Genomic DNA, 23,682 nt, shown 5'->3' on the forward strand with positions numbered 1-23,682 from the left:
CCGGGCTCCTCAATTGATGCTCAACCAGCGTGAAAGAGGCTTCATGCAGTGAGTCATTGGCATTGGTGTAATGGCGTTGTTATTAAGTTCACCTTCGTAAATACGTTCAATAGCGTTGATAGATGCAGTCGTCGTTAAGTGCTGGCTAGCATGTAGGTAAGCGTTTTCCGCCAGCTTGTTTCTTAATGCCGCGTCTTGCATGACTTGTTGAATCGCGTTTAACAGGCTCGCCATTCCACTGTTCTGGTACAGCAATGCAGAGTGATTATGCTCGAACAACTCAGGAATGCCTCCCGTTTTAGGAGCCACGATAGGCAGTTGAGCTAAAGCCGCTTCCCCGAGCACGAGACCAAAGGCCTCTTCATAGGCGCCGCTAATAAAAGCGTCTGCATTACCACACATCCACTCTCCGGCATTGTGTTGCTCCCCGACAAAGTGCACTCGCTCTTGGATACCAAGATCCGCGGCAAGCTGTTGCAATGCTTCTCTTTCTTCGCCGTCACCAACAATAACAAGGTGAGGGTTGTGGTGGTGGTAGTTGTGCATGCGCATTGCGCGAATAAGGCGGTCGAACCCTTTGCGCTTAATCAGCGAACCCACCGACAGAAAGGTAAAGGCCTGTGATGGGATTCCGAGGCGATCTTTAATGTCGATGGGTGTATCCACGCCTTGAAGTGACACGCCGTTGTGTACGACATGAAGTTGGTTTTGTGGGTAGCCGTCCTGAATAATTTCGCGTCCAACATCTTTGCTAACGCAAATCAATTTTGGAGAGAGGTGAAGTCCGAGAGAGAAGCGATCGCGCAATGTATAATGGCAATGAAGTTGCGTGACAAGTGGTATATGATTCATGCGAGCAGCCAAACACATCCATTGACAAGGGCCGCCGCTATTGACGTGTACCAAGTCGATGTTGTGCTTTTCGATTAATGCTGAGCCTTGTTTGATAAGGCTATTCCACCCGCTAATATCCCAGCGCGGAGCGCTCCAACCACCCACCAAATTGAAGGCTGAATGTTCCGCTTCAATTCCGAGCGATTGGCACTTATCGATTAATGGTTGGCAGTTGGACCATACGAATGGCTCAAACTTATCGCGGTCGATTCCTGAAATGAGAGCCAGAAGCACCACTTCACTGCCGCGAATCCAATTATCACCATAATGAACATATAGAATGCGTTTTGGCGTAGTCATAAGTCACCTCTGTCTCATCATTAATCTGCGTTAACTGCTGAGCTGCAATAGAGATGCCAAAATATGCCATTAGTTTATGTGATTGAATCTTATATGATATTTATGTTTGGAACTCATCATTCTCATATTGAGAACCAATATGGATTAGTGATCCGTTTCAATTTGATATTTTTGTAGCAATACGGGAATCACACTTTGTGTTGAGAAATCATCAATGATGGTTTGTCGAGCATTCTCGCGAATGAGTGATTGTTGCGCTTCACCAATCGACATCCAGTCATGAAGACATTTAGCAAGAGAGGGAATGTCTTCGACGATAAAACCATTTTTACCCGTTTGGATAATATCTGGAAGACGACCTACACGTAAGCTCATCACGGCAATGCCTCTCGACATGGCTTCAAGCGCCGCCATTGGAAGACCCTCATAACGAGAAGAAATGATAAGTACACTGATATTTTCCCAAACACCTTCCATATCGGTTTGATGGCCGAAGAAAGTCACATTTGGAGGGGCAGTTTGATTAAGCGATTCTTTTTCTGGGCCATCACCGTACACACTAAACTGTAATGTTGGACAGAGCCTCGCTACCTCAATAAATTGATCGGCGCCTTTTTCCTGACTCAATCGGCCGACAAAAGCGATTTCCTGATAGTTGAGTTGACTGTTGGGAATCGAAACAAAGTTATTCAGCAGTCCTGAAGAACAAAAAACTTTGCGCTGAATACTCGGACTGACAGCAAAGCAATGGTCAGATAGGCTGCCTGAGCTTCTATCAAGCCAATCGTATAGCCATAGTTTCCCTGAGGACGATTCACCAGCATGATAAGTTGAAATCAAACGAGGAAACGTACGGGTGAGCAGTTTGGCGCAGCGCGACAAAATCGACGCTTTATAACCATGGGAGTGAACCACTGAGGGTTGGTGATTGGCGACAGCGCTTGTTAGGTGTTTAATTTTTAAAGCTTTATTGGGCTCGCCAGACAAATAGTTTAAGTAACTCACAGGGATCGCGGCTTCTTTTGCCTTCTGTACAATCTGAGCGGCTGGCGAATACTCGGTGGTTAGCACAACTCGAGCTTTGTTTCCAAAGGCGATTAATCCCCGAGCTAGCTCGATAACGTGACTTTCAATGCCGCCGAATAGACGGCTATCAAGCAAGATCCAAATTTCACCAATGGCAGGTTTATCAAGATTGTTCGAGATTAATTTCATCCGCTTCCCACGCTTGTTTTTTTCGGTAAACCGTAGATGGGCTTAACTCCAGCATGACAGCGGCGTTGAGGACGTTGCCATCACAGTACGCAATTGCGTTCTGAATTGCTTCACGCTCTACTTGCCACATAGGGCGAATGGTTCCATCAGAGTTAAAGTACGGTGAGGTAGCAGCAGAGGACGGTGTACCAGGCAGCTCCGCTGCGGTAATCGACGGTTCGACCGCAGAAGGTGAAGGTTCCTCAGTATAAACAGGTGGTGGTGTGATTGGTGCAATGTTTGCTGACTCTTGAGCAACATGCGCAGGCGTCGTTGTTTTCGTAACTTTTGACTTTTTAGTGAGTTGAGCGGGTAGGTGGCTCACCGTGACTTTTTCGTCGTTATTAAGCACCACAATGTTACGTATGATGTTTTGTAGTTGCCTTACATTACCCGGCCATTCGTAATGCTTGATGATATGTTGAGCTTCACTGTCGATTGTTGAGAATTTCTTTTTGTCCTGTTTGGCGTAAGTGGTCAAGAAGTGCTTGGCAAGCGTGACGATGTCACTTCCTCGTTCACGTAATGGGGGCATATCGATAGGTATAACGTGCACACGGTAGTATAAGTCTTCACGAAAACGACCTTCTTCTACTTCTGTTAATGGATCTCGGTTAGTGGCACAAATGATTCTCACATCCACTTTCATTTCTCGAGTGCCACCAAGAGGGGTGTAAGTGCCCGTTTGTAGAAAGCGGAGCAACTTCTTTTGCATCTCAAGTTCCATTTCACACAGCTCATCAAGAAAAAGCGTGCCACCATGTGCCAGCGTCGCCGCACCTTTTCGATCTGTTGTTGCTCCAGTAAAGGCCCCTTTAACGTGACCAAAAATCTCACTTTCCATCAAATCTCGTGGAATAGCCCCACAGTTAATTGCAATAAAAGGCTTGTCTTTACGGTCGCTCTGGCGGTGGACGGCTTCAGCACAAACTTCTTTACCTGTGCCGCTTTCTCCCACAATAAACACACTGGCAGAAGTTGGCGCAACAGCATCAATGGTCTTGTATACCGCCTGCATCGGGAGACTTGAACCGATGAATCCGTGATAGTTGTGGCGATCAAACTTGGACTGAATATTTTCCACCAAATCTTCCAATTTGGCGCGTTTAAGGTGCAATGCAACTGACGTTTTTAGGCGATCAGCGTTTATGGGCTTTTCTAAGAAATCTTCCGCACCTTTTTGAATTAGATTAACGGCTAAGTCGACGCTGCCGTGTGCCGTAGCAATAATAACGGACGTAGGAATGTCATTCTGGTTGATCCAATCCAGCACGTCTTCGCCAGACATGTCGGGCAGTTTCAAATCGAGAATGATGAGCTGAGGTTTGCTTCTTTCAATAAATTGAATCGCTTCGCGACCTGTCTCGACATGAAAAATGTCATAAGGTTCGTCTTTCACATACTGCTTATAAAGTATGGCTAGTGAAGTAGAGTCCTCTACCAGTAACACCCTTGGTCTCATAGTCCCATCCCAACGTAGTTTGTTTCATTTTTTATGATTTTTGTCAGCACTACTATTTGGCATTATGAGTGGTTTATAGCTCTCTAGTGCTGAAAATTCTCAATTTGAGAAAAGCGTTATTTAAGTATTAGCACAAGGTAGGAAATTTGCGAAAAATCCATACTTTTTAATTGATTAAGTTATACCCAAATAATTTCAAGGTATGTGGCTTGGAGAGGGTGACTGAATTTGGAGCCTAAATTTATGAGATGATGTCGGCATCGCGCTTTATCAAACGCGATGCTTCGCTAGGGAGTAAGACACTAATACTACTCAAACCCTTGAGCTTTTCGCTTTTCTAACGCATCAAACGATTCATTGGCGAGTTGCGGAAGTGTTTCACAAAGCTCCAATGCTTTTGGTATTTTTCCTTCGACACAGTACTTCTCAATCATTCTTGCTTGTCTTGAAAGCGTTCGATTGCCTAAAGCGAGAGCAGAACTGCCCAGTGTGTGAACCTCGAACTCTAATGTTTGAAGGTCTTTTGTGCTTAATGCTTGCTCTATTTTCTCCATGCGATCGCGTGACTCTTCGACATAGTGATCAATCAAGGTAGGGATGATTTCGGCGCACGTATCTTTGATCATTTGCTGAAGAATATGCTCATCCACTAATTCTTGCTCGATAGTCAATGTATTATTTATCGTCATAATAGCGCTCCCTATAACATAAACAGTTCGCTTTTTTTAATTTGCTGAGACAGTTTTTCTTTCCACTTTTTTGGTAAGAAACGCAGCTTGGAAACTTGGCGGATTAACTCATCTTTCAGGCTTGGAGTGTGCTTCATGTTCAGTACAGAACCAATCAAGTTCGCATCGCTAGCATCGAGTAGCTTTTTGGCTTGCTCGAGCTGGGTTGCAGTCGTAGAGCCATAATGCGCTACTAACAAAGTAGCATCACATACGCCAGCAATCACTTGAGGCGCAATATTGCTTCGGTTGACACTAAGAAGTGGTGATGTATCTATCACGACGCGCTCGTACTGCGTTAACCATTGTGCAATGTTTTGTTTCAGCGTTGTTGGGTCTCGGTACGCTAACTGAGTACTGGCGAGAGACGGAGCAGGGAGGCCGACTAAAGTTTGGTGTGTATTCTCTCGTGTGATCAAATGGCCAACCTTCTCGTCATCATCAAATTCGTGAACAGTGTGATAAGCGGGTTTGAATAAGTTAAGGTCTACATACAAAGTATTGTGGCCTGCTAAAACCAAGCGCTCTGCAAGAGATGAAGCCACGGAAGTGACACCATCTTCAGATTTACAACCCACAACACAAATCGTTTTGTGGCCTTTCTGTTCACTCTGAAGATAAATTTGCTCAATCTCAGCGTGAGTTGCAGGAATAGTCATTACAACGCTCCTATTAACACGATGGTTGTGGTGATTTGTAAAATATCTCTTAATCCGGCCCTCGCTTTTTCAACAAAGCTTTCGTCTTTATGGGGAATGTAAATCGTGTCGCCTGCGCGAATGACTGGCAGCTCATAAATGTTGGCTGTTTTACTAAAGTTCACCAAATCAAATGTTCGGGCTTGGCCTTGGCAGCAAGACATATTGACCACACTGATCTTTTCAAGGTAGGCATTGTCAGTTGGTCCTCCTGCTTCCGCTAACAGATCAAGCACAGTCATGTTGTCATTGAATACGTATCGCCCTGGGTCTCTTACTTCACCTAATACGCGTACCGTGGACTCTTTTGAACGATCTAACCAGTTTTTGTTTTTTTCTGGAATGTAAATGGTATCACCAGGACGAACGTGGGGCAGAATTGACTCATCGCCTGTTTCAAAGTACATCGATAAATTCAATTTACTTACTTTGGCATAACCTAGGCCTCGGTGTGTGACACGGATGTTGTGAATATCTGCATCCATTGTCGGTCCATCGGCGGCAGATAAAATATCCAGAAAATGCATATCTTCGGTGAAACGATAGCGCCCAGGTGCATTGATTTGCCCGAAAACGTATATCGATGCGTCAGAGCTTTGGCTTACCCATTGCGACTTATTATCGGATGGGTCGTCAGGCAATGCATGTACCCTTACGACTGTACCAGCGGAAACTCGAGGTAGGCTTGATGTTGGTGAGCCATCCAGAATGTATTGGTCTAAGTCAAATTGTGTCATTTGACCGTTATTGGCGACTTCAATTTTGGTGGTATCAGCTCGTCGAGTTGGGCCACCAACGTGTGCAAGCAGATCAATCAAATCCATTTCGTCTGACCACTCGATGCGTCCAGGGCGAACAACTTCTCCCATCACTGCGACCGCTCGACTAGGTGCTACTTTTAACCAAGACTTCTCATTGAAATCGGTTTTCTCCGGCACGAAAATCGCATCTCCTGGTCCAACATTTGGTGGTCTGGCTGAAGATAGTCCTTCTGTATGCGCGGTAAGATCGAATTTGATGACTTTGCCATCGGCTTTTATAACGCGAATTTGGCGAGATTCTGCGTAGCGAGTGGGCCCGCCAGCGTTGGCGAGGATATCCATGAAGCTAGCGCCTTGCTTGCCTTCGTATGCCCCAGGATGAGCGACTTCACCCATCACGTAAACCACATTTGCACCTGCTTTGATTTCTTCTTCCTGTTTTGGGACAAAGATGGTGGCACCTGGCAGGATCTCCGGCAGTAGGCTTTGGTCTCCACTATCAAGGTACTTTTTCAGGTTAAACATGGTTGGGTTATTGTTTGTTATCACGCGAATTTGCTCAACACTGGCATATCGTGTCACGCCGCCAGCTCGCATTACGACATCAACTAGCGTGGTGTTTGGCTTGTATGAGAACGAGCCAGGTGCGTTGACTTCACCAAAGACTTTGATTGCACGAGCGGAATCTGCGCTGTCACCTGAATTCGCGAGTTTTGCTGCATCAAACTCTTGCTCAATATTCCCTACGAGTGGGGAAGCGGGGACAAATAAGACATCCAGTGATTCTAGTTTTGGCAGTTGGCTATTGTCACCCGTATCAAGGAAGCGTTTGTAGTCAAATTCAATGTTTTTATTTCCACGTTTCACGATCATTTTATCAAGCTGAGCCCCAGCGCGCAGGCCGCCAGCTTCGTACACAAACATTTGAATGTTGGACCCAGAAGGTAAGGTATATTCACCGGGTTTGACCACGTAGCCTTGAACGGACACTAACAACTGTTGCTGTTTAATAAAAACTCGAGCGTTGTTAACGTCACGATACACGGTCTTTAGCCTGTCGATAATCACGTCTTGGAGTTGTTGTTCATTGTAGCCGGCCACTAACACAGGGCCGACTTCTGGTAAATTAATTCGTCCACGACGATCAACCTGAAACCCTTGGTTTAACGACGCCTCTCCAGGTAAGTTAATCTGTATTAAATCACCGACCTTAACAGTATTGCTCTCATCCGCTATGGAAGAAGGTACCCACGCGACCAGACACAACAACATTAAGAGGATAAATGGTTTCATCGTGTTCATAGCGCGCCTCCTGCCGTTGGGTTGCGGTTTATTGAGGTATCGCTATCTGAATTAGGGCTAATAACCTCGATGCTTACTCGACGATTAGTTAAACGCACGGCGGATGTTTCACCTTCATAGAGTGGCAGGTTGTCTCCGACAGATTTGGTAGTGACTCTCTCTGAAGTGATACCAAATACGGTTAGGTAACGCTTTACTTGTTCCGCACGCGCTTGAGCAAGTTTCTGGTTGTAATCGGGTGTTCCAGTTGCATCCGCATGCCCCGTTACTACAAGAGATAGGTTGGGGTGGTCACGTAAAATGTAGGCTGCTTCTGCCAAATGTCCCATGTACTTCGGGTTGATTTCTGCTGAATCGACAGCAAACTGGTTGTCGATATTAAGTAGTGCATAGATATCCGAGACTATGTTTAGGTCGCTACGTAGTGCTTCAATATCATCGGGCGGTGTGCAAGTTGTTTGGCTCAGTACGTAGTCGAGTTGTTGTTCGAGCTGGTTTAAGCGTCGACGCTGAATCACAAGGTCGTTGGCAGCGTCGAGTAAAAGCCCACCTTCTAACTCGCGCGCAATTCTATTTTGTTTTTCAAGGGCCTGAACAACTGCCGCAGGAAAACACCAGCGCGCGCCCTCTTGGATTAGTGCGTCTAGATGTAACTTGGTCAATTGCCAATCAAACCTTAACCCATGTTCTGGACCTAAAGGCTCGTCAGGCATTACTGGGGAAAACTGATAATTCTCGATCGAGATATCTTGATAGCTTTCCGCCAAGCCACCTTTCCCGTGTTCTGGGTAGTCAAACGACGAACAACCAAACATGCCGACAACAAGACCGCTTACTGCGTATCGTCGTAAAAGATTTACCATGCCAACCTCCGTTTAAACCGGTATTTTTAGTGTCCTTTTGAGTTAACGGGAATGGCATGGTTGATACGAAGCAAGCTCATGATTTCTAAAGGTTGGCCTGATACGTTTTCAATACTCATGCTTCTTTCACGTTCAACTAGACGCTTATATAAGTAAACAATGGCACCAATCCCTGAAGAATCAAGAAATTGGACGTGCTGTAGGTTAATTTCGACTTCTTTGTGATGATTGTTGTGAATTACCTCATCAATGTGATGTTGTGCTTGTCGACAGCCGCTTGCATCTAAGTCACCAAAAAACTCAATGGCTAACTTGTCTTGATTGATTTCTAGTTTGCGTAATTCCATGACTCTGTCTCCGTTTGTTTTTCTAATTGGATATAGAGCAGGTAACGTGCCAATTTGAAATTAATTAAAAATCAAATAGTTAAATATTGTTAATGATATTGTTCAATTTGAGAAAGGACTGATTCTCAAATTGAGAATCAAAAACGCACAGAGAAATGGTTTGCTTATAAGAGGTGTTGAGCCGAAAGAAGTCGTTAGAGCGGGGAGGTTCGTCATGATTAGATTCCAACTCGATTGACGAACCATCCGCCTTACGTGAATAGCGTGTAACGACTAAATGCAAAACCTGTCTAAAGTTTATGATTATCTTTGCAAATTATTACTAATGTTGATTGTTATGAGTCGAAGAATAACTAGTAATAAATAGGTCATCGAGAGGACTTACGTTTCAATAAAGGCGATTTTTTGTACAAGGTCTTCTTATGCCATTAAAAATGACATTAATTGCGCTGGCTGTTATGGCAGCGTCTTCACAGCTTCAAGCGGATACGTCTCTCGCACCACCAGTTTCTCTTGCACAAAGCTATCAGGATGGCATTGATGTGTCTGAATATTGGTATAGCGAAAAACTTGATGGTGTTCGCGCTTATTGGACTGGGCAACATCTCGTGACGAGAAATGGTAATCGAATCTACGCCCCAGATTGGTTTACAGGACCTTTACCTGATTATCCGTTGGACGGTGAACTTTGGGCTGGGAGAGGTAACTTCCATCTTGTTCAGCAAACGGTGTTAGATAAAACTCCTGTAGAGTCTGCTTGGCGACATATCGACTTTATGATCTTTGATATGCCATATTCCGCTGGTGATTATCGGAAGCGTTATTACAACATCAAAGACTTAGTGCTTGAAGTCGACCAGCCTCATATCAAATATGTCGAGCACCGAGCGATTCAAAATGAAGCTCATCTGTTTACACAGTTGGATAAAATTTCAATATCCGACGGTGAAGGGGTGATGTTGCGGAAGGTATCAAGCCGCTATCAGGCTGGACGCGGTAGTGATTTGCTTAAACTAAAACGATACTCAGATGATGAAGCGTTAGTTGTGGGTTATAAGCCAGGAACAGGGCGCTTATTAGGTATGATGGGAGCAATGTTAGTTCGCTTACCAAATGGCATTGAGTTTTACATCGGTAGCGGATTTACCGATGAAGTGCGTCGCCAGCCTCCGAAAATTGGTTCAACCATTACATTTAGATATAACGGTTTTACACATACTGGTAAACCGCGTTTTGCTCGATTCTTGCGTGAAAGGTTGAAGGAATAGAACGCTCTGCACTTACTAGTTGCCAACGGTTACGCCACATCGTTTGAAGAGACCCTGCCAAAACTGAACGTGGTTTAGGGTTTCTTGCCTAAATGTCCTATGTGCCTCAATTATGCCATACTGGTGACCATGGAGTTGCATACGGTTCTCCACCAAAGTGGCACCATCATTAAGTTGTTGATAGGTACTGTCTAAATAAGCCAAATAAGGTTGCACTTCTTCAACGTAAATGGATTGAAAGACATTTCTTAAGTAGCGGAACTGAGTGGTGTCTCTGTTCGGCCCGCACAATACATTGCTCTGGTTCTGCTCAAGTAGCTGAGTTGTCGCTTTTAACCAAAGGGATGTGTTTACTATTGAATAGTAAAGTCGTCCGAGTAAACGAGATTTCTCTAACTCTTCTTGATATTGCGTAACTTCCACGTCGGGTAGACGTGAGACCGCGCGGTGGGGTAAATCATACATTTCGCTGAAAATACGATAGACATCGTTAATGCGTGCAATATCATTCGTCGTATTTTGAGATAGCCAATCAGAGGCAGTTAGTTGCTTTTGCATGGCGTCACTTACGAGTAGTAAGTTGTCGAGATGAATGTCTAAATGTTGCCACTTGGTTGAGTAAAGCTCTGTCAATGTCGCGCGTTCTTCATCGCTAAGTGGAAATTCGGATAAACATCGATGCATGACTCTTAAAAGGGCAGTTTGATAATCAAAATCATGAAAGGCATCCTGCACCTTTCCAAGTTGTGAGTTTTTCTCGGCAAGTAAATTAAAGAGTCCGCATTGTCGTAATTGATAGCTCTCTAGCAGGCCAATAGATAGCCTTGGCAATGGCTCGAACAAAACGCGTTTCGCAGGAATCGTTACCGTAGACTGTAATTCTATTGGAATAGCAGGAACGTCCAATACATTGGCTACACGTTGATGATACTTATCAAACATGGCGTTCTCTGGATTGAACCAGTTATCACAACCATTAAGAATCAAGATTAAGAACAATAAAATAGACCGCACAAATATCCTTTTTTATAACTTCGTATCCGTTGTCTAGAGAGCAAAATCAACCGCTTCGTAATCTTGTTATAAGTATACTCAACCGTGTGATTATTCGATCAAAAAAGCCAGCGGATGCTGGCTTTTTTTACTTTTTATTGAACTGAAAAGTTCAATTGCACTTCTGGCTCTTGGCGATGCATCCAACGCATTCTGACGCCTAACATAAAGGCCGCAGAAGATAGGCCGATGATAAAACCAAGCCAGAAGCCTTGTGCTCCCATTGGCTCGACAATCCAGTCTGTACGGCCAAGGACGTAACCAATTGGCAGCCCAAGAATCCAATAAGCAATAAAAGTACGGTTGAAGATGGCTCGCATGTCTTTATAGCCGCGTAATGCACCAGCTGCGATCACTTGAACCGCATCCGTACATTGATAAACAGCGGCAAATACGAGCAGGTGCATCGCTAGAGTGATTACCTCTGGGTTGCTAGTGTAAAGCTCGGCGATCCACTCACGAGACAAGACGGTTAAAATCGCTGTGAGAACGGACAATGCTAGACCAACCATAATGCCGACTCGTGACGCTACGCGCGCGCCATCTACGTTTTCTTCACCAAGTCGATGGCCGACACGAATGCTTACTGCTGCACCAATACTCATTGGTAGCATAAATACCAACGAGGAGAAGTTAATCGCGACTTGATGCGCTGCCACAATGATAGGACCCAGTGGTGAAACGAGCAGTGCAACAACAGCAAACAATGTCACTTCAAAAAACAGCGCTGCTGCAACAGGAAAGCCGAGCTTGAATAGACGAACTTGCGCTTTCCATTGTGGGCGATGCCATTCTCCAAATAGGTTGATGCTTTTCAATCGCTCTGATGTCATCACATACAGCAATAGCATGGCAAACATGACCCAGTAAACAATCGTGGTTGCTACACCACAGCCAACACCGCCTAATTCAGGTGCACCAAACTTGCCGTACACGAAAATCCAGTTTAGAGGAATGTTGAGCAGCAAACCGATAAAGCCAATCACCATTGCCGGTTTCGTCAATGACATACCATCCGTAAAGCTTCTAAGCGTTTGGAAAAGTAAAAAAGCGGGTACTGCTAATATAACGGCATGAATGTATCCCACCGTTTTTTCAGCCATCAGTGCTTCAACATCCATCAGCCCGAGAATAAACTGGGTTTGAAGCAGGACTGCAATTATCGGCACACTGATCAGCAATGCCAAAACGACGCCTTGCTGAATTTCAAACGGTATTTTCACTCGACGACCAGAGCCATTTAACTGTGCGACAACAGGGACCAATGCCATTAATAAACCCACCCCAAACAAAATGGATGGTAGCCAAATACTTGAAGCGACAGAAACCGCAGCCATGTCGGTGGCGCTAACGCCTCCAGCCATTACGGTATCAACAAACCCCATACCAGTTTGAGCGACAGATGCGATCAATACCGGGGTCGCCAATTTGATAAGACTTGATGCTTCTTCTTTATAGCGATGCACGAAAAATACTCCAGAGCGGAACAATAAGTTGAAAGAATGAGAGTACTCGAGGGCAAAAGATGTGGTGAACGGATCTGATGGTTGATTTTAGTCACGATAAGGTGAAAAAATGCCTCGGAGAAACTCCGCGCAAATGATAAACAATTGTATGTTTATATTCCATAGCTAGGTAGCTAATAGTCGATAACACTGACTGGACGCTCTCCACGCTAAGGATACGCTTTTACTGAGAACAGCAGCGAATCATGGTAATGTTGAAGCATGCATGAGAACAAACCAGTGTTCATTAAGCCGTTGCTTTATCGTCTGCGGTCTTTATTTCCGACCTGTAGCGCAGTGTTTAGGGCTTAGTCTTCGACTACAGTTGGTATTAAATCAATAGGTAAAAAGAAATGTTTACAGGAATAGTTCAGGGTACGGCGAAGGTCGTTAAAATTGATAAAAAAGAACGCTTTCAAACGCACGTTGTCGAGTTAAGCGATGAACTTTGTAAAGGGTTAGAAATTGGTGCATCCGTTGCACACAACGGATGTTGTCTAACTGTGACTAAGATCGAAGGCAACCTTATCAGTTTTGATTTAATGCAAGCGACATTGGCTCTTACTAATTTAGGTCGGCTGGTGGAAGGGGATAGCGTAAACATTGAGCGCGCGGCTAAGTTTGGTGACGAAATAGGCGGGCATAGCATGTCTGGTCATATTAGTTTAACGGCAGATATTGTCGATATCATCGATACGCCCAATAACCGCACGATTTGGTTCCAACTGCCGCAAGAATCAATGAAATATGTATTAGCGAAAGGTTACATTGGTTTAGATGGCTGCTCGCTAACTATTGGTGAAGTTGAAGCGTGTCGTTTTTCGGTACACCTAATTCCAGAAACCTTGCAGCGAACGCTTTTCGGAGTGAGACAAGTAGGGGAGCGTGTTAATATTGAGTTTGATCCTCAGACTCAAGCAATTGTTGATACTGTTGAGCGCGTTCTTGCAGCAAAACAGCTTTAGAATGAGAAAAAGGAGCCGAGTGCTCCTTTTTCATTTAAGCGTTTTTACATTTCTGATGTTCACATGCTCGAGCTGCTATTCGTAATTGTCATCGATAAATAGTTCGACCTTATCTTGTAACTCATCCACTCGCATATTTAGGTGGATAGCGTGGCAACAAGCTGGGCAATCATCATAAAATTCTTGGTCACCATTGCTTGCATCCAATGTAATGCCGATAGAATGTCCGCAATGCGGGCACTTTACATACCTTTCGGTATAATTTTTCATACAACAACTCCTAATCTCGCAGGGCTTTTAAACACACTATTCATCAAGGAAGTACAGCCCTTTACTTACTTTGCCTACAAGGAAAATAGGCACAATCCAAAGTTAAGTCTCCTTTGATATTAGGCAGAGTTGTTGCTAATTGAGTCGAAATAAGTACAAAACTTGACCCCAAACTCAACCTTGAGCTTAGGGTTATTTTCTGTAGTGATGTGCCTCGAGATTTTACATCTTGAAATATGCAGTGGCTTCCAAATTAATAAGAAATGATTTTATTAATAACCAGTTGAGCCTGTTCCAAGTAATGGCCGCCAAACAAATTACAATGGTTGAGAACATGGTAAAGGTTATAGATATCTTTACGTTCCTCATAGCTTGAAGAAAGTGGCATAACCGATTCGTAGCCTTGATAAAATTCTGGTTGAAATCCACCAAAAAGCTCTGTCATCGCAATATCACACTCCCTGTCCCCCCAATAGCACGCAGGATCGTAACAGATAGGACCGAATGCAGTGAGTGCCGCATTTCCATTCCATAAATCGCCATGCAACAAAGAAGGTTCCGGAGCATGGTTTGCTAGCCGCTGTTTTACGACATCGATAAAGTCATCGATATCAACCAAGGTGACGCCTTTTTCTTTAAGGAGCTGTAATTGCCATCCTATACGTTGCTCAGCAAAGAATACACACCATTTCTTGTGCCATTTGTTGGGCTGTAGAGTCGAACCGAGATAGTTGTCGGTATCAAAACCAAACTCTTTTTGCTCGCCCCACTGGTGTAGGTGAGCTAATCGCTGCCCAAATTTAAAGCTGTTGGGACCATCTTCTAATGGTTTCGTTGGAAGGTAGTTAAGAATTAGGAATGAGGCATTTTTGGTTTTACCAACCAATACCACCTCAGGTACAAATAGGGTGGATGTTTCACGCAAAAGATGCAGGCTTTCAGCTTCTACCTCAAATTTCGACAAAAACTCGCGATCGTTAATTTTCACAAAATAACGTTGCTCGCCATCATTGATCATGTAGCTTTCACTGATATCCCCACCAGACAGCCTTACTTTTTCCGTGATCTGGTAATCGAACAATAAAGTATCAGAAAGCTGTTGCGATATTGCTTGCCACATACAAAACCTCGCGAATCTATTTGACCACCAATAGTTTAGGATAAATAGCAGGGAGTTGGCGCTATGTTGAGCATACTTAGTAAAGAAACCTTCCTCTTAGTGTAGTCAATTTGTATAAATGTGAATCAAATCGCTTATAAGCCTCTGATTTGTTGGCTTAGCATATGGAGATGAACGTTTACAACAGGTATTATGATTTTTTTGACGTTAGTTCCATTGGTGGCATGAAAATACTGATATGTGATGACTCAGCTGTTGCAAGAAAGCTTATTGCGCGTTCTATCGTACAAGATACATCATTGCATCTTATTGAAGCGCAAGATGGTTATGAGGCGCTTAATATTCTTGCTGAGCAAAATATCGATATTTTGTTTCTCGATTTAACGATGCCCATAATGGATGGTTTTGAGGTCCTCGAATCATTACCTGCTAGTCAGTACCCGACCAAAATCGTCATTATTTCTGGAGATGTTCAACAAGAGGCAAAACAGCGCTGTCTCGATCTTGGTGCTCAAGCTTTTATCGCTAAGCCTCTGACAGAAGAGCAGGTGCTCCCACTATACGAACAATTAGGGCTGCATTATGCGTTCAAACCTAGTCATTCGGTTGATTCTAAAAACCAGGGTTGCGAAGAGCTTTCCTTACTAGCCAAATTCCGTGAAATTGCGAACATTGCCCTCGGTAAAGGGGCTGCGATTATGGCCGACCATTTACATGAGTTCATCCAACTTCCTGTTCCTCATGTTGGACCTTTGTCCTACGGCGAGCTTCATATGACACTGGTTGACGTGGTTGGGCGTGACAGTTCCGTTGCGGTAGCGCAGAGGTTTGTCGGTGGTGGTATTCACGGAGAGGCACTGGTGTGCTTACGTGGTAGGGATATCAATCAGATTGGGGAAAAATTAGGTTACCTCCTTGAGTTTACGCCTCATAATGAAATCATCTTGAATATCTCTAACCTACTGGTTTCGTCATTTCTCACGTCGTTAGGCGATCAACTCGACAAGCAATTCTCACTTCGTCAGCCAGGCATTGTGGATACCTTAACACCTTATTGTGAAGAGCAAGGCGAGTTGGGCGAGCTCTTTACTATCGAATACACCTACATGGCAGAAGCGCTCGATTTCGAGTGCGAGGTACTGTTTTTAATTGATAAGCCATCCGTAGAAATAATCTATGAAATCATGGAGCTAATCTAATGTCCGATATCACGCTGGACATAGCAGACTTTCATTGGGTCACACAAATTCTCGATACGATGGATTCAGGGCTTATTGTTTTGGATCAAGAGTATAAAGTGTGTGTGTGGAACAGTTTTATGCAGTCATACAGTGGCGTTCTATCACAAGAAATTCTTGGTGAATGTTTATTTGAGCATTTTGAAGAGCTGCCAAGAACTTGGCTAGAAACCAAGATAAAAGCTGCCGCCGATCTGGAAACTCGTTCTTTTTCTAGCTGGGAAAACCGACCGTACCTTTTTAAGTTCAACAATTTTTCTCCGGTTTCAAACAGCAGTGATTTTATGTATCAAGATATCGTGATCACGCCGTTAATTGGGCTTTCAGGAGAGGTCAGCCACATAGCGATTCAAGTCAATGATGTTTCTGAAACTGCGAGAAATCGCATTCATTTGAAAGAAACAAATCAACATTTGTCGGAAATCAGTCGCAAAGATGGTTTAACAGGTTTATTTAATCGCGCTTATTGGGAGCAATCATTGAAAGATGAGTTTGCTCACTTAAAAGTTATCGACGGACCATGCTCATTAGTAATATTCGATATCGACCACTTTAAGAAGGTGAATGATACTTATGGTCACCCGACAGGGGACGAAGTCATTCGTCGAACCTCTGCCTTGTTGAGAAAAACAGCAAGAAGCAGTGACATCTGCGGTCGTTTTGGTGGTGAAGAGTTTACCGTACTACTTCCTCACACAAACCAGGAGCAAGCTTGCTATTTCGCAGAGCGTTTGCGCAAAAGAATTGAGCAAGAGATCGTGAAAGTGGAAGATTTTTTGATTAATTACACGATAAGTATTGGTGTTTGCGAGTATAAGCCTTATTTTGAAACTCACACTCAATGGTTAAAGAGTGCCGATGCTGCGCTGTATCGTGCAAAAGAAAATGGTCGTAACCAAACCTGTTTGCATGAAAATGGCTGAAATATAAAAAGGTTTGAAGAAACCCTGTATCCGAATTCAGTGAAGCAAAGCTCAATTGTTTGAAAATCATCCAGTTGGTTCGTGAATGTTTGTTAATATGAAATAAGTTAATGAAATTTTCTCGGCATGTCTTACTATTGAAACTATTCTGCTTTCAGCTTCGAAGGCTTGCAATAAACGGAGAAAAACAGTGGTTTTAGAAACCGATGGATATCTCGCTCTTATCGAGCACTTGTCTCTAAATCTAGATATTTTTACGACCGAAATTGGCGACACTGGATCCGAAAGCATCGAAGATGTTGTCACCGATATGGTGGCTTCAAACATCATGGCGATTTTTGAGCAAAATCCAGAACTTCACTCGAGCGTACGTTTCAAATTGTTGAAAGAGGCTGATGCAGTTGTTGAAGATCTTGGTGAGATATTGGCTGGGGTATGGCATAAAAAAGCGACCAATGAACAGATCACGTTCCTTGATGAATACATCGCTCTGGTCAAAAATCTGTTCGATAATGCTGTTGCGACTTACGACTGATATTGTTTTAACTTACAGCAATGTCCGGTTAAGAGTAAGAAGAGTTACATTGTAACTCTTCTTATTTGCCAAAACTTAGATGCCCAGTATGGGTTGTCGATTCTTGAAATAATCACACCTCTAGACGTCGATGCATGCATGAACTGCTTGTTACCCAAGTAAATTCCGACATGATAAGTTGTACGTCTTGTTTTAAAAAACACTAGATCCCCTTGCTTGGCATCCGTCCAACTTAACTCCACACCTTGCTTTGATTGCTGCTTCGTTGTCCTTGGTAACGAGAGCTGATAAGCCTCAATAAACGCTTTTTGTACAAATGCTGAGCAATCAATTCCAGATTTCTGTGTCCCGCCTAAGCGATAAGGCGTGCCGTGCCACTCTGTGTAAAAGTCGAACAAGTCAGGGTTGTCAGACAATAGCTGATTTGTAGGTGTTGTCACCTGTGATTGCTCACTAGGCTCAGGCCCAGAAGAGCAGGCGCTTAGTAGCACACTGATTATCAAAGGAAAATATACTCGACGCAAATCACCACCTGTCATCTCTATGACTCACAACTGAAATATTAGTGTCATAACCAATCCATAGTATGGGCTGCAAATCACGGTTTTGTCTCACAAATGTGACGGAATCACTGCAGAACCGATTCAACCTTAAGAAAGAATAAAAATTGATTATGGCAAAGCGAAAACGCTCACGCACATCACTTTCACTGATTCAGGCTGTCAGTGCAACATTTTTAACTATCATTGCTCTTGTTATAGCCCTTTCTGTCTCAAGTTTCAAAGGAATGGAACAGGTAGGGGAACAATTTGAAGACTTGTCGCAAAAAGCATTACCAATCGCGATGGCAAACGCAAAGTTAACCAGGAATGTATTGGAGATGGTTAAGCTACTCAACCATGGTATGCAGATTACTGAGCCGAAAGAGTTGCCTCTCATAAAAGAGCAAATCGACTCTCTTGCAACTCAAAGCACAACTTTGGTTGTGAAAGCGTCTGGTGTAGCTCAGCAACTCTCGGAGGAGTTAGACACCAAACTAGCGCGTTTACATAACATCACGCAGTCCATTTTGTTGAAGCAATCTTCGGTGATACAAATTCAAATGGATATTGATGCCGCTGTTGGTGGGTTTCGCTATGGGCTTAGCTCTATCGGTCCGGAAATGAATCGAATCAGTTCGTTTCTTAGTGCTGATAATCCTGAGTCGAGCGATGCCGCTAACCGTTTCATTGCTTCTGCAAGCTCAATGGAAAGTACGTTCTTAGTCATGATGATGCACTCAGAATTAAACAAAGCCGAAAAAGAATACCGAGAAATGCGAAATCGCATAGCAGGTATTAAACTCGCCTATGAAGACTTCCAATCTTTCCATCCTGAAGTAAGTGAATATGCAAGCTTAACCGCACCATATGAGATGGTGAAACAAGGCTTTAGTGAAAAGGGCGTGCTGCGTTTGATCCTCGCCAAACTAGAACAAGGGGAATTGCAACGTTCAGAGTTTAAACAGGCTTCGATGCTTGCGGATGAAACCATGCGGTTACTTGATCAAATCTCCCAAACCGCTGGTCAGTTGATCGATGAAAAAGAGCGGGTGGTCAACGAGACCATTGAATCGGTCAGCGTTGTGCTCGTGTTTGCGGCGTGTGTGATTTCTTTTATTATTCTGGTTACTTGGTTTAGTCTCAAGTCATGGACAAACCGAGGGTTAAGGAATGTACTAACGCGTCTTTCAGCACTTACCGAACATGATTTTCGTGACAAGGCAGAAGAAGTCGGCCCTTATGAGCTGAAAGAAGTAGCACGAAAGTTGAATCAAGTAATCGATTCCACACATGACTCCATTCAAACGGTGACGCGCAATTGTGAAACGCTTTATCAGACGGCAGAAGTAAGTCACAGTGCAGCCGAACAAACAAGTGATGGGTTGGCAACACAAAATGAAGCGTTGTCGAGTATGATCACGACCATAACGCAGCTTGAAGCCTCTATTCGTGAAATAGCAATGGTGACAAATGCATCTTCACAGGACTCGCTCCTTGCAACCCAACACACTGAAAAAGGGGTTCAAGTCGTGGAACAAAACCGCGAACGTTTGGAGTCATTAGAAAGCTCTTTGGATGTAAATGAACAGTCAATGTTAGAGCTAGACCAGCGTGTTAAACAGATTCGTGAAATGGTGGATATGATCAGTGGGATCGCGGACAACACCAACTTACTTGCTCTCAATGCGGCAATAGAGGCTGCCCGTGCTGGTGAGCAAGGGCGTGGATTTGCGGTTGTCGCTGATGAAGTTCGCAAACTTGCAAGTGATACCTCTCAACAAACTACGAACATCCGAGAAATGATGAGCGAGCTTATTACTGCCGCAGAGCGCTCGCGCCAAGCAGTTAATGATTCAAGAGAAGAAATGACCCACGCGCTACAGTCCAGCAATGAAGTGAAATCGACATTCTCTGATATCAACCTCGCGGTTAAGCACATTCAAGAACGTGTTGAGCAAATCTCAGTTGCTACAGAAGAACAAGAACGAGCGACGGCAGATGTATCTCAATCCATCACACATATTTCTGATCTTGGCGAACGCACAAAGCTGCAGCTTGAGTCTATGGTTGAGAGTTCTGAGCAAGTGGCGGAAATTGCTGGGCACCAGCAAGCAATGCTGCACAAGTATGAGCTTCATCAGACCAAGTAAATGAGATGTTTCCACCGACTAAAAGCAGAACCTCGGTTCTGCTTTTTTGTTACGGCTACTCATTTAATGGCTCCTATTTGCATCGCAAAAGTGAGTTACATCTCATCTCGTTCATTTCTAAAGGGTTTAGTTATCACAACGTGATGTTAATGCTTTGTTCGAGGGACTCGTTGACTAGAATGTCGCCAGAATTCAAAGGAATGAATCATGCAGCTTCATGCGATTTTTTTATATCCAGAGAAAGCTAAAGCCATAAGAAGGAGTGGTTTTGTGATCGATAAAGTTTGCCCCGTCGTTCTACGTAATCAAAATCAAGAGATCCTACTTTTTAAACATCCGTTGGCGGGTGTTCAGCTCGTCAAGGGCACTGTTGAAGTGTTTGATGAAAGTTACATCATAGCGGCCAAGCGGGAGCTCGCTGAGGAGTCTGGTATCACACATGTTCGTTCCGCACGATATTTATGCTCATGGGACAGTGGCTTTCAAAATCAAGCATGGCATTTTGTTTTGTGTGAGTGTGCTGATCTCGCTAATTCATGGCTGTTTCATACGCAAGACGATGGTGGACATGATTTCGCGTTCTTCTGGCACGATGTCGAGAGCGGCCTTCCCGCGAATGCACATACTGTGTTTCAGCGCGGGCTGGAAAAGGTACGAGAGTTGCTAAACCAAGGCGTGATTTAAAGGAGGATTCTGTCGTTGCATTGGCGGATTTGGGACAATGACAAAGCAAACACTATGCTTCTACTAGAAGCAAATAAAGAAGGTAGAGTAGCCGTTACTGTTCTCATCGTGTTGATAATGGCACTGTCGATCTCAAAAATGGCGATGAGATTACAAATGTTTAAGTGACTTCTATATGCTTTGCTCATTCATTCAGATAAGGAAACGGTAATGGATAAATTCGTCTTGTTTCTCTTATGCCTTTTTATGACAGTTGGCGGAGTGGTTCATCTTTATGACAACATTGTTGGTGGCTTTTTACCTTACGATTTTGCGCCACGCTGGTTGAATATGTATTGGAGCGCTTTGGGACTATTGGACTTATTAGCAGCGTATCTATTGGTCAAGCATCGCCGCTCTGGCATAGTCGTTATGTTATTGATTCTTATAACCAATGTTATCTTTAGTTCCCACGCTCACTATACATTAGAAATATTAGATAACAACGTCGCCCTACAAATGAAGACACTGTTTTTAGGGTTCTCATTTGGGGTATCTATCTGGTTATGGAATGCGCGAAAACATAGTCAATCGCGCCAAATATTTCGTTAATTATTATTTTCACAACACTCGATTAAGGATTGTAAACAGGGACTCGTTATGAACGATTTTAAAGACTTGGCCAGTTTTGCTGGTTTCAGCGTACTGACAGGTTTGAGCTTTGCCACCACTTTCTTCAGCCTTGCTTTTCTATACAGCTCAATAGAGGCACAGCAAGTAATGAACACCAATGCTTTGGCATGTGCAGTGCTTGGTGTTGTTGGTTTATTTGTTGGTATTACTCAGTTAAACAAAAAGCGTCAGCTAGCAGAAAACTAATCTGTTCTTACACATCATGAGGATGAAGTAGTGTTTAACAGGGGTTTAGGCTTGGTCTATTCGTTTTGTTGACATACTTCATCCAACAATATTTTTTCAACCATTACTTCTTCTCTTTATTGTAGCGAAAGGGCTGCGTTAACAGCTTATCTAATCTTTGCTCTTCTTCGTCTCTAATTTCCGGCACACCAATAACAACATCTTCATGACCCAACTTAGGCTGAGCTCGGTATGTCCCAAAAAAGCGGTCCCAAACTGAAAGGAAAAAACCAAAGTTTGAGTGGGTCTCTTTTACTATCACTGAATGGTGCACGCGATGCATGTCTGGTGTAACGATGACGTTTCGCAGTTTTTGGTCCATAGATAAAGCCAGTTTTGCATTACTGTGATTAAACATCGCGCTCGCATTAAGCACAATTTCAAATACCACAATTCCGATAGGTGAAACACCTAAGATAAACACGGCTGCAATTTTTACTCCCATTGAAATGATTATTTCGAAGGGATGAAAGCGTGCGCCTGTGGTGACGTCTATGTCGAGATCGGCGTGATGCATTCGGTGAATCTTCCACAGCGGTTTTACATGATGAAAGACAACATGCTGAGCGTAAATGACGAAATCAAGCAAAATGACGGTTAGAAAAATATTTAACCAAGCGGGGAGGGACAGAATATTCAGCAGCCCCCATTGTTGCTCCTGAGCTATGACCGCAGCTTGAAAGGCGGCGATAGGCATGATTAAAGCAATAACTAGGCTGTTAAAAGCAACCAATGACAAGTTATTGACCCAACGAAACCTGCGCGAAGCGGTCAGTGTTTTTCTAGGCAATTTGTTCTCCCAAATGGCACAAAGCAATAATACGCCAAGGAAAAAGCCTAATCTGAGCCATGAGGGTTCTTGAAATGTCGTTTCTGTCACTGTCATTCCCTTATTTATTTCTTTATCTATGACCGAGATAAGAGTGAAATTATTTCAACACACTGCTGATGGGCTTATCTTGAGGCGAAACCATAATATCAGTAGAATCGCGCTCTACTTTTTACTTGGCATTACTTACCATGAGAATTCACGCTTTCCACCGTTTATATCAGTACCGACAATCTATCTCAACCAAGCCTTTCAACGCGCGTGGATGTAAAGTGGTTCGTTGCCAATATTGCCAGGTTTCTGAGCAACACTGTTTGTGCGACCTTCAGCCAAACATCAAGGCCAATATTGCATGTATGTTGATTGTTTCTGAAAACGAAGTGTTTAAGCCAAGTAATACCGGTCGTCTAATCGCTGATACGATTCAAGAGACTTACGTGTATCAATGGAACCGAACAGAACCGTCTGAAGAGATGCTAGCGCTACTACAGGATGACAGTTACCAACCGGTGATTGTATTTCCTGCAGACTATGTGGATGATCCCTCTCGTTTAATTGAAGATCTAGAGCCAGGGCGATTGGTAAAAGAAGATGTCGAGAACAAAAAATGGTTGCTGATCTTTATTGATGGTAGCTGGCGTGAGGCGCGAAAGATATTCCGTCGTTCCGATTTTCTTAAATCTTTGCCTGTGCTTTCCATTGAGCCGGAATCTCTGTCTGAATACATCATGCGCCGCTCCGAGAATGATCAGCATCTTTCAACCGCCGAAGTCGCGACATTAGTTTTAAAACAAGCTGGTGAGCCTAAAGCTGCGGAATGCCTTCAATTGTGGTTTGAAGCCTTCAGAGAAACTTACATGCTGAGCAAGACTCGAGTCAAAAACGACCCTAACCAGCCACACTTGAAACGTTTCAAAGAGTGGATGAAAACCGAGAGCTGACTCTAAGGAATGAGCTTTTGTTGATGGTATGTTGTTCAACTGGCTTCGGTGAGGGGATAAATCTGCATTCGGTCACGGTTTGCAGGCGTACAGATATGGATAATGCCATCAGTTTATACTTTTGACTCTAGCCATTTTTGAGAGTCGTTTGAA

24 protein-coding genes are annotated in these 23,682 nt (G+C 43.7%); 10 read left to right on the forward strand and 14 right to left on the reverse strand.

Annotated elements, in window-relative coordinates:
* Nucleotides 1-9 precede the first annotated feature (9 nt).
* The 8 genes from R7O12_RS06650 to R7O12_RS06685 all read right to left on the reverse strand — a co-directional run bounded on the left by R7O12_RS06650 (nt 10) and on the right by R7O12_RS06685 (nt 8,609).
* Entirely contained in the window at nt 10-1,194 is a 1,185-nt protein-coding gene (locus tag R7O12_RS06650) for a glycosyltransferase (protein ID WP_318125710.1), read from the reverse strand.
* Nucleotides 1,195-1,338: 144 nt separating this feature from the next.
* Nucleotides 1,339-2,409: a glycosyltransferase family 4 protein gene (locus tag R7O12_RS06655; RefSeq protein ID WP_138939125.1), complete on the reverse strand. Its 1,071-nt coding sequence runs from the start codon at nt 2,407-2,409 to the stop codon at nt 1,339-1,341.
* The gene (locus R7O12_RS06660) at nt 2,384-3,910 is read right to left on the reverse strand and encodes a sigma-54-dependent transcriptional regulator (protein ID WP_085569876.1); all 1,527 of its coding nucleotides are present in this window, start codon (nt 3,908-3,910) and stop codon (nt 2,384-2,386) included. The genes R7O12_RS06655 and R7O12_RS06660 overlap by 26 nt, the downstream gene beginning before the upstream one ends.
* Before the next feature lie 308 nt (nt 3,911-4,218).
* Complete coding sequence (locus R7O12_RS06665) at nt 4,219-4,599, reverse strand: Hpt domain-containing protein (RefSeq protein ID WP_005377636.1); 381 nt, start codon at nt 4,597-4,599, stop codon at nt 4,219-4,221.
* A gap of 11 nt (nt 4,600-4,610) precedes the next feature.
* Nucleotides 4,611-5,297, reverse strand: a complete 687-nt coding sequence (locus R7O12_RS06670; RefSeq protein WP_005377635.1) for an AAA family ATPase — start codon at nt 5,295-5,297, stop codon at nt 4,611-4,613.
* Nucleotides 5,297-7,399 (reverse strand): SLBB domain-containing protein, encoded by a 2,103-nt coding sequence (locus R7O12_RS06675; protein ID WP_318125711.1) that lies wholly within the window; start codon nt 7,397-7,399, stop codon nt 5,297-5,299. Before R7O12_RS06675 ends, R7O12_RS06670 begins: the two co-directional genes overlap by 1 nt.
* On the reverse strand, nt 7,396-8,262 hold the full coding sequence (locus R7O12_RS06680) for an OmpA family protein (RefSeq protein ID WP_017634930.1): 867 nt from the start codon (nt 8,260-8,262) through the stop codon (nt 7,396-7,398). Before R7O12_RS06680 ends, R7O12_RS06675 begins: the two co-directional genes overlap by 4 nt.
* Before the next feature lie 26 nt (nt 8,263-8,288).
* Entirely contained in the window at nt 8,289-8,609 is a 321-nt protein-coding gene (locus R7O12_RS06685) for an STAS domain-containing protein (protein ID WP_017634929.1), read from the reverse strand.
* A 422-nt stretch (nt 8,610-9,031) separates the two neighbouring features.
* Between R7O12_RS06685 and R7O12_RS06690 the strand changes: the two genes are divergently transcribed.
* The gene (locus R7O12_RS06690; RefSeq protein ID WP_005377629.1) at nt 9,032-9,877 is read left to right on the forward strand and encodes a DNA ligase; all 846 of its coding nucleotides are present in this window, start codon (nt 9,032-9,034) and stop codon (nt 9,875-9,877) included.
* A gap of 15 nt (nt 9,878-9,892) precedes the next feature.
* Here R7O12_RS06690 and R7O12_RS06695 read toward each other — a convergent pair whose 3' ends face one another.
* Entirely contained in the window at nt 9,893-10,891 is a 999-nt protein-coding gene (locus R7O12_RS06695) for a DUF3080 domain-containing protein (protein WP_213961985.1), read from the reverse strand.
* 134 nt (nt 10,892-11,025) lie between these two features.
* On the reverse strand, nt 11,026-12,396 hold the full coding sequence (locus R7O12_RS06700) for an MATE family efflux transporter (protein WP_005377626.1): 1,371 nt from the start codon (nt 12,394-12,396) through the stop codon (nt 11,026-11,028).
* Between the two features lie 392 nt (nt 12,397-12,788).
* Between R7O12_RS06700 and R7O12_RS06705 the strand changes: the two genes are divergently transcribed.
* Nucleotides 12,789-13,400: a riboflavin synthase gene (locus R7O12_RS06705; RefSeq protein WP_005377625.1), complete on the forward strand. Its 612-nt coding sequence runs from the start codon at nt 12,789-12,791 to the stop codon at nt 13,398-13,400.
* 75 nt (nt 13,401-13,475) lie between these two features.
* Here the strand turns inward: R7O12_RS06705 and R7O12_RS06710 are convergent, their stop codons facing one another.
* Nucleotides 13,476-13,670 carry a CPXCG motif-containing cysteine-rich protein gene (locus tag R7O12_RS06710; RefSeq protein WP_017634925.1) on the reverse strand — a complete coding sequence of 65 codons (195 nt, stop codon included), beginning with the start codon at nt 13,668-13,670 and terminating at the stop codon, nt 13,476-13,478.
* Between the two features lie 253 nt (nt 13,671-13,923).
* On the reverse strand, nt 13,924-14,790 hold the full coding sequence (locus tag R7O12_RS06715; protein WP_104979169.1) for a fructosamine kinase family protein: 867 nt from the start codon (nt 14,788-14,790) through the stop codon (nt 13,924-13,926).
* Between the two features lie 224 nt (nt 14,791-15,014).
* Here R7O12_RS06715 and R7O12_RS06720 point away from each other — a divergent pair, with 224 nt between their 5' ends.
* The 3 genes from R7O12_RS06720 (at nt 15,015) to R7O12_RS06730 (ending at nt 17,486) form a co-directional block, all read left to right on the forward strand.
* Nucleotides 15,015-15,989 (forward strand): response regulator, encoded by a 975-nt coding sequence (locus tag R7O12_RS06720; RefSeq protein ID WP_318125712.1) that lies wholly within the window; start codon nt 15,015-15,017, stop codon nt 15,987-15,989.
* Nucleotides 15,989-16,951 (forward strand): GGDEF domain-containing protein, encoded by a 963-nt coding sequence (locus R7O12_RS06725; protein WP_017634922.1) that lies wholly within the window; start codon nt 15,989-15,991, stop codon nt 16,949-16,951. Before R7O12_RS06720 ends, R7O12_RS06725 begins: the two co-directional genes overlap by 1 nt.
* 190 nt (nt 16,952-17,141) lie before the next feature.
* Nucleotides 17,142-17,486 carry a DUF3802 family protein gene (locus tag R7O12_RS06730; protein ID WP_005377620.1) on the forward strand — a complete coding sequence of 115 codons (345 nt, stop codon included), beginning with the start codon at nt 17,142-17,144 and terminating at the stop codon, nt 17,484-17,486.
* A 44-nt stretch (nt 17,487-17,530) separates the two neighbouring features.
* Here the strand turns inward: R7O12_RS06730 and R7O12_RS06735 are convergent, their stop codons facing one another.
* Nucleotides 17,531-18,025 carry an NlpC/P60 family protein gene (locus R7O12_RS06735; RefSeq protein ID WP_199266720.1) on the reverse strand — a complete coding sequence of 165 codons (495 nt, stop codon included), beginning with the start codon at nt 18,023-18,025 and terminating at the stop codon, nt 17,531-17,533.
* A 134-nt stretch (nt 18,026-18,159) separates the two neighbouring features.
* On the opposite strand from R7O12_RS06735, the gene R7O12_RS06740 reads away from it, so the two are divergent.
* From R7O12_RS06740 to R7O12_RS06755, 4 genes are all read left to right on the forward strand, one after another.
* Nucleotides 18,160-20,178, forward strand: coding sequence for a methyl-accepting chemotaxis protein (locus R7O12_RS06740; protein WP_005377618.1), 2,019 nt, complete (start codon nt 18,160-18,162; stop codon nt 20,176-20,178).
* A gap of 270 nt (nt 20,179-20,448) precedes the next feature.
* A complete protein-coding gene (locus R7O12_RS06745; protein ID WP_025766662.1) occupies nt 20,449-20,862 on the forward strand; it encodes an NUDIX hydrolase in 414 nt (137 codons plus the stop codon).
* Nucleotides 20,863-21,072: 210 nt separating this feature from the next.
* Nucleotides 21,073-21,453: a hypothetical protein gene (locus R7O12_RS06750; protein ID WP_025766661.1), complete on the forward strand. Its 381-nt coding sequence runs from the start codon at nt 21,073-21,075 to the stop codon at nt 21,451-21,453.
* 48 nt (nt 21,454-21,501) lie between these two features.
* Nucleotides 21,502-21,720, forward strand: coding sequence for a hypothetical protein (locus R7O12_RS06755; RefSeq protein ID WP_005389537.1), 219 nt, complete (start codon nt 21,502-21,504; stop codon nt 21,718-21,720).
* A 103-nt stretch (nt 21,721-21,823) separates the two neighbouring features.
* Here the strand turns inward: R7O12_RS06755 and R7O12_RS06760 are convergent, their stop codons facing one another.
* Complete coding sequence (locus tag R7O12_RS06760; RefSeq protein ID WP_031777247.1) at nt 21,824-22,639, reverse strand: sterol desaturase family protein; 816 nt, start codon at nt 22,637-22,639, stop codon at nt 21,824-21,826.
* A 140-nt stretch (nt 22,640-22,779) separates the two neighbouring features.
* On the opposite strand from R7O12_RS06760, the gene R7O12_RS06765 reads away from it, so the two are divergent.
* Nucleotides 22,780-23,529 carry a tRNA-uridine aminocarboxypropyltransferase gene (locus tag R7O12_RS06765; protein WP_053350551.1) on the forward strand — a complete coding sequence of 250 codons (750 nt, stop codon included), beginning with the start codon at nt 22,780-22,782 and terminating at the stop codon, nt 23,527-23,529.
* Nucleotides 23,530-23,682: the final 153 nt, after the last annotated feature.

The organism is Vibrio sp. Vb1574, assembly GCF_033338675.1.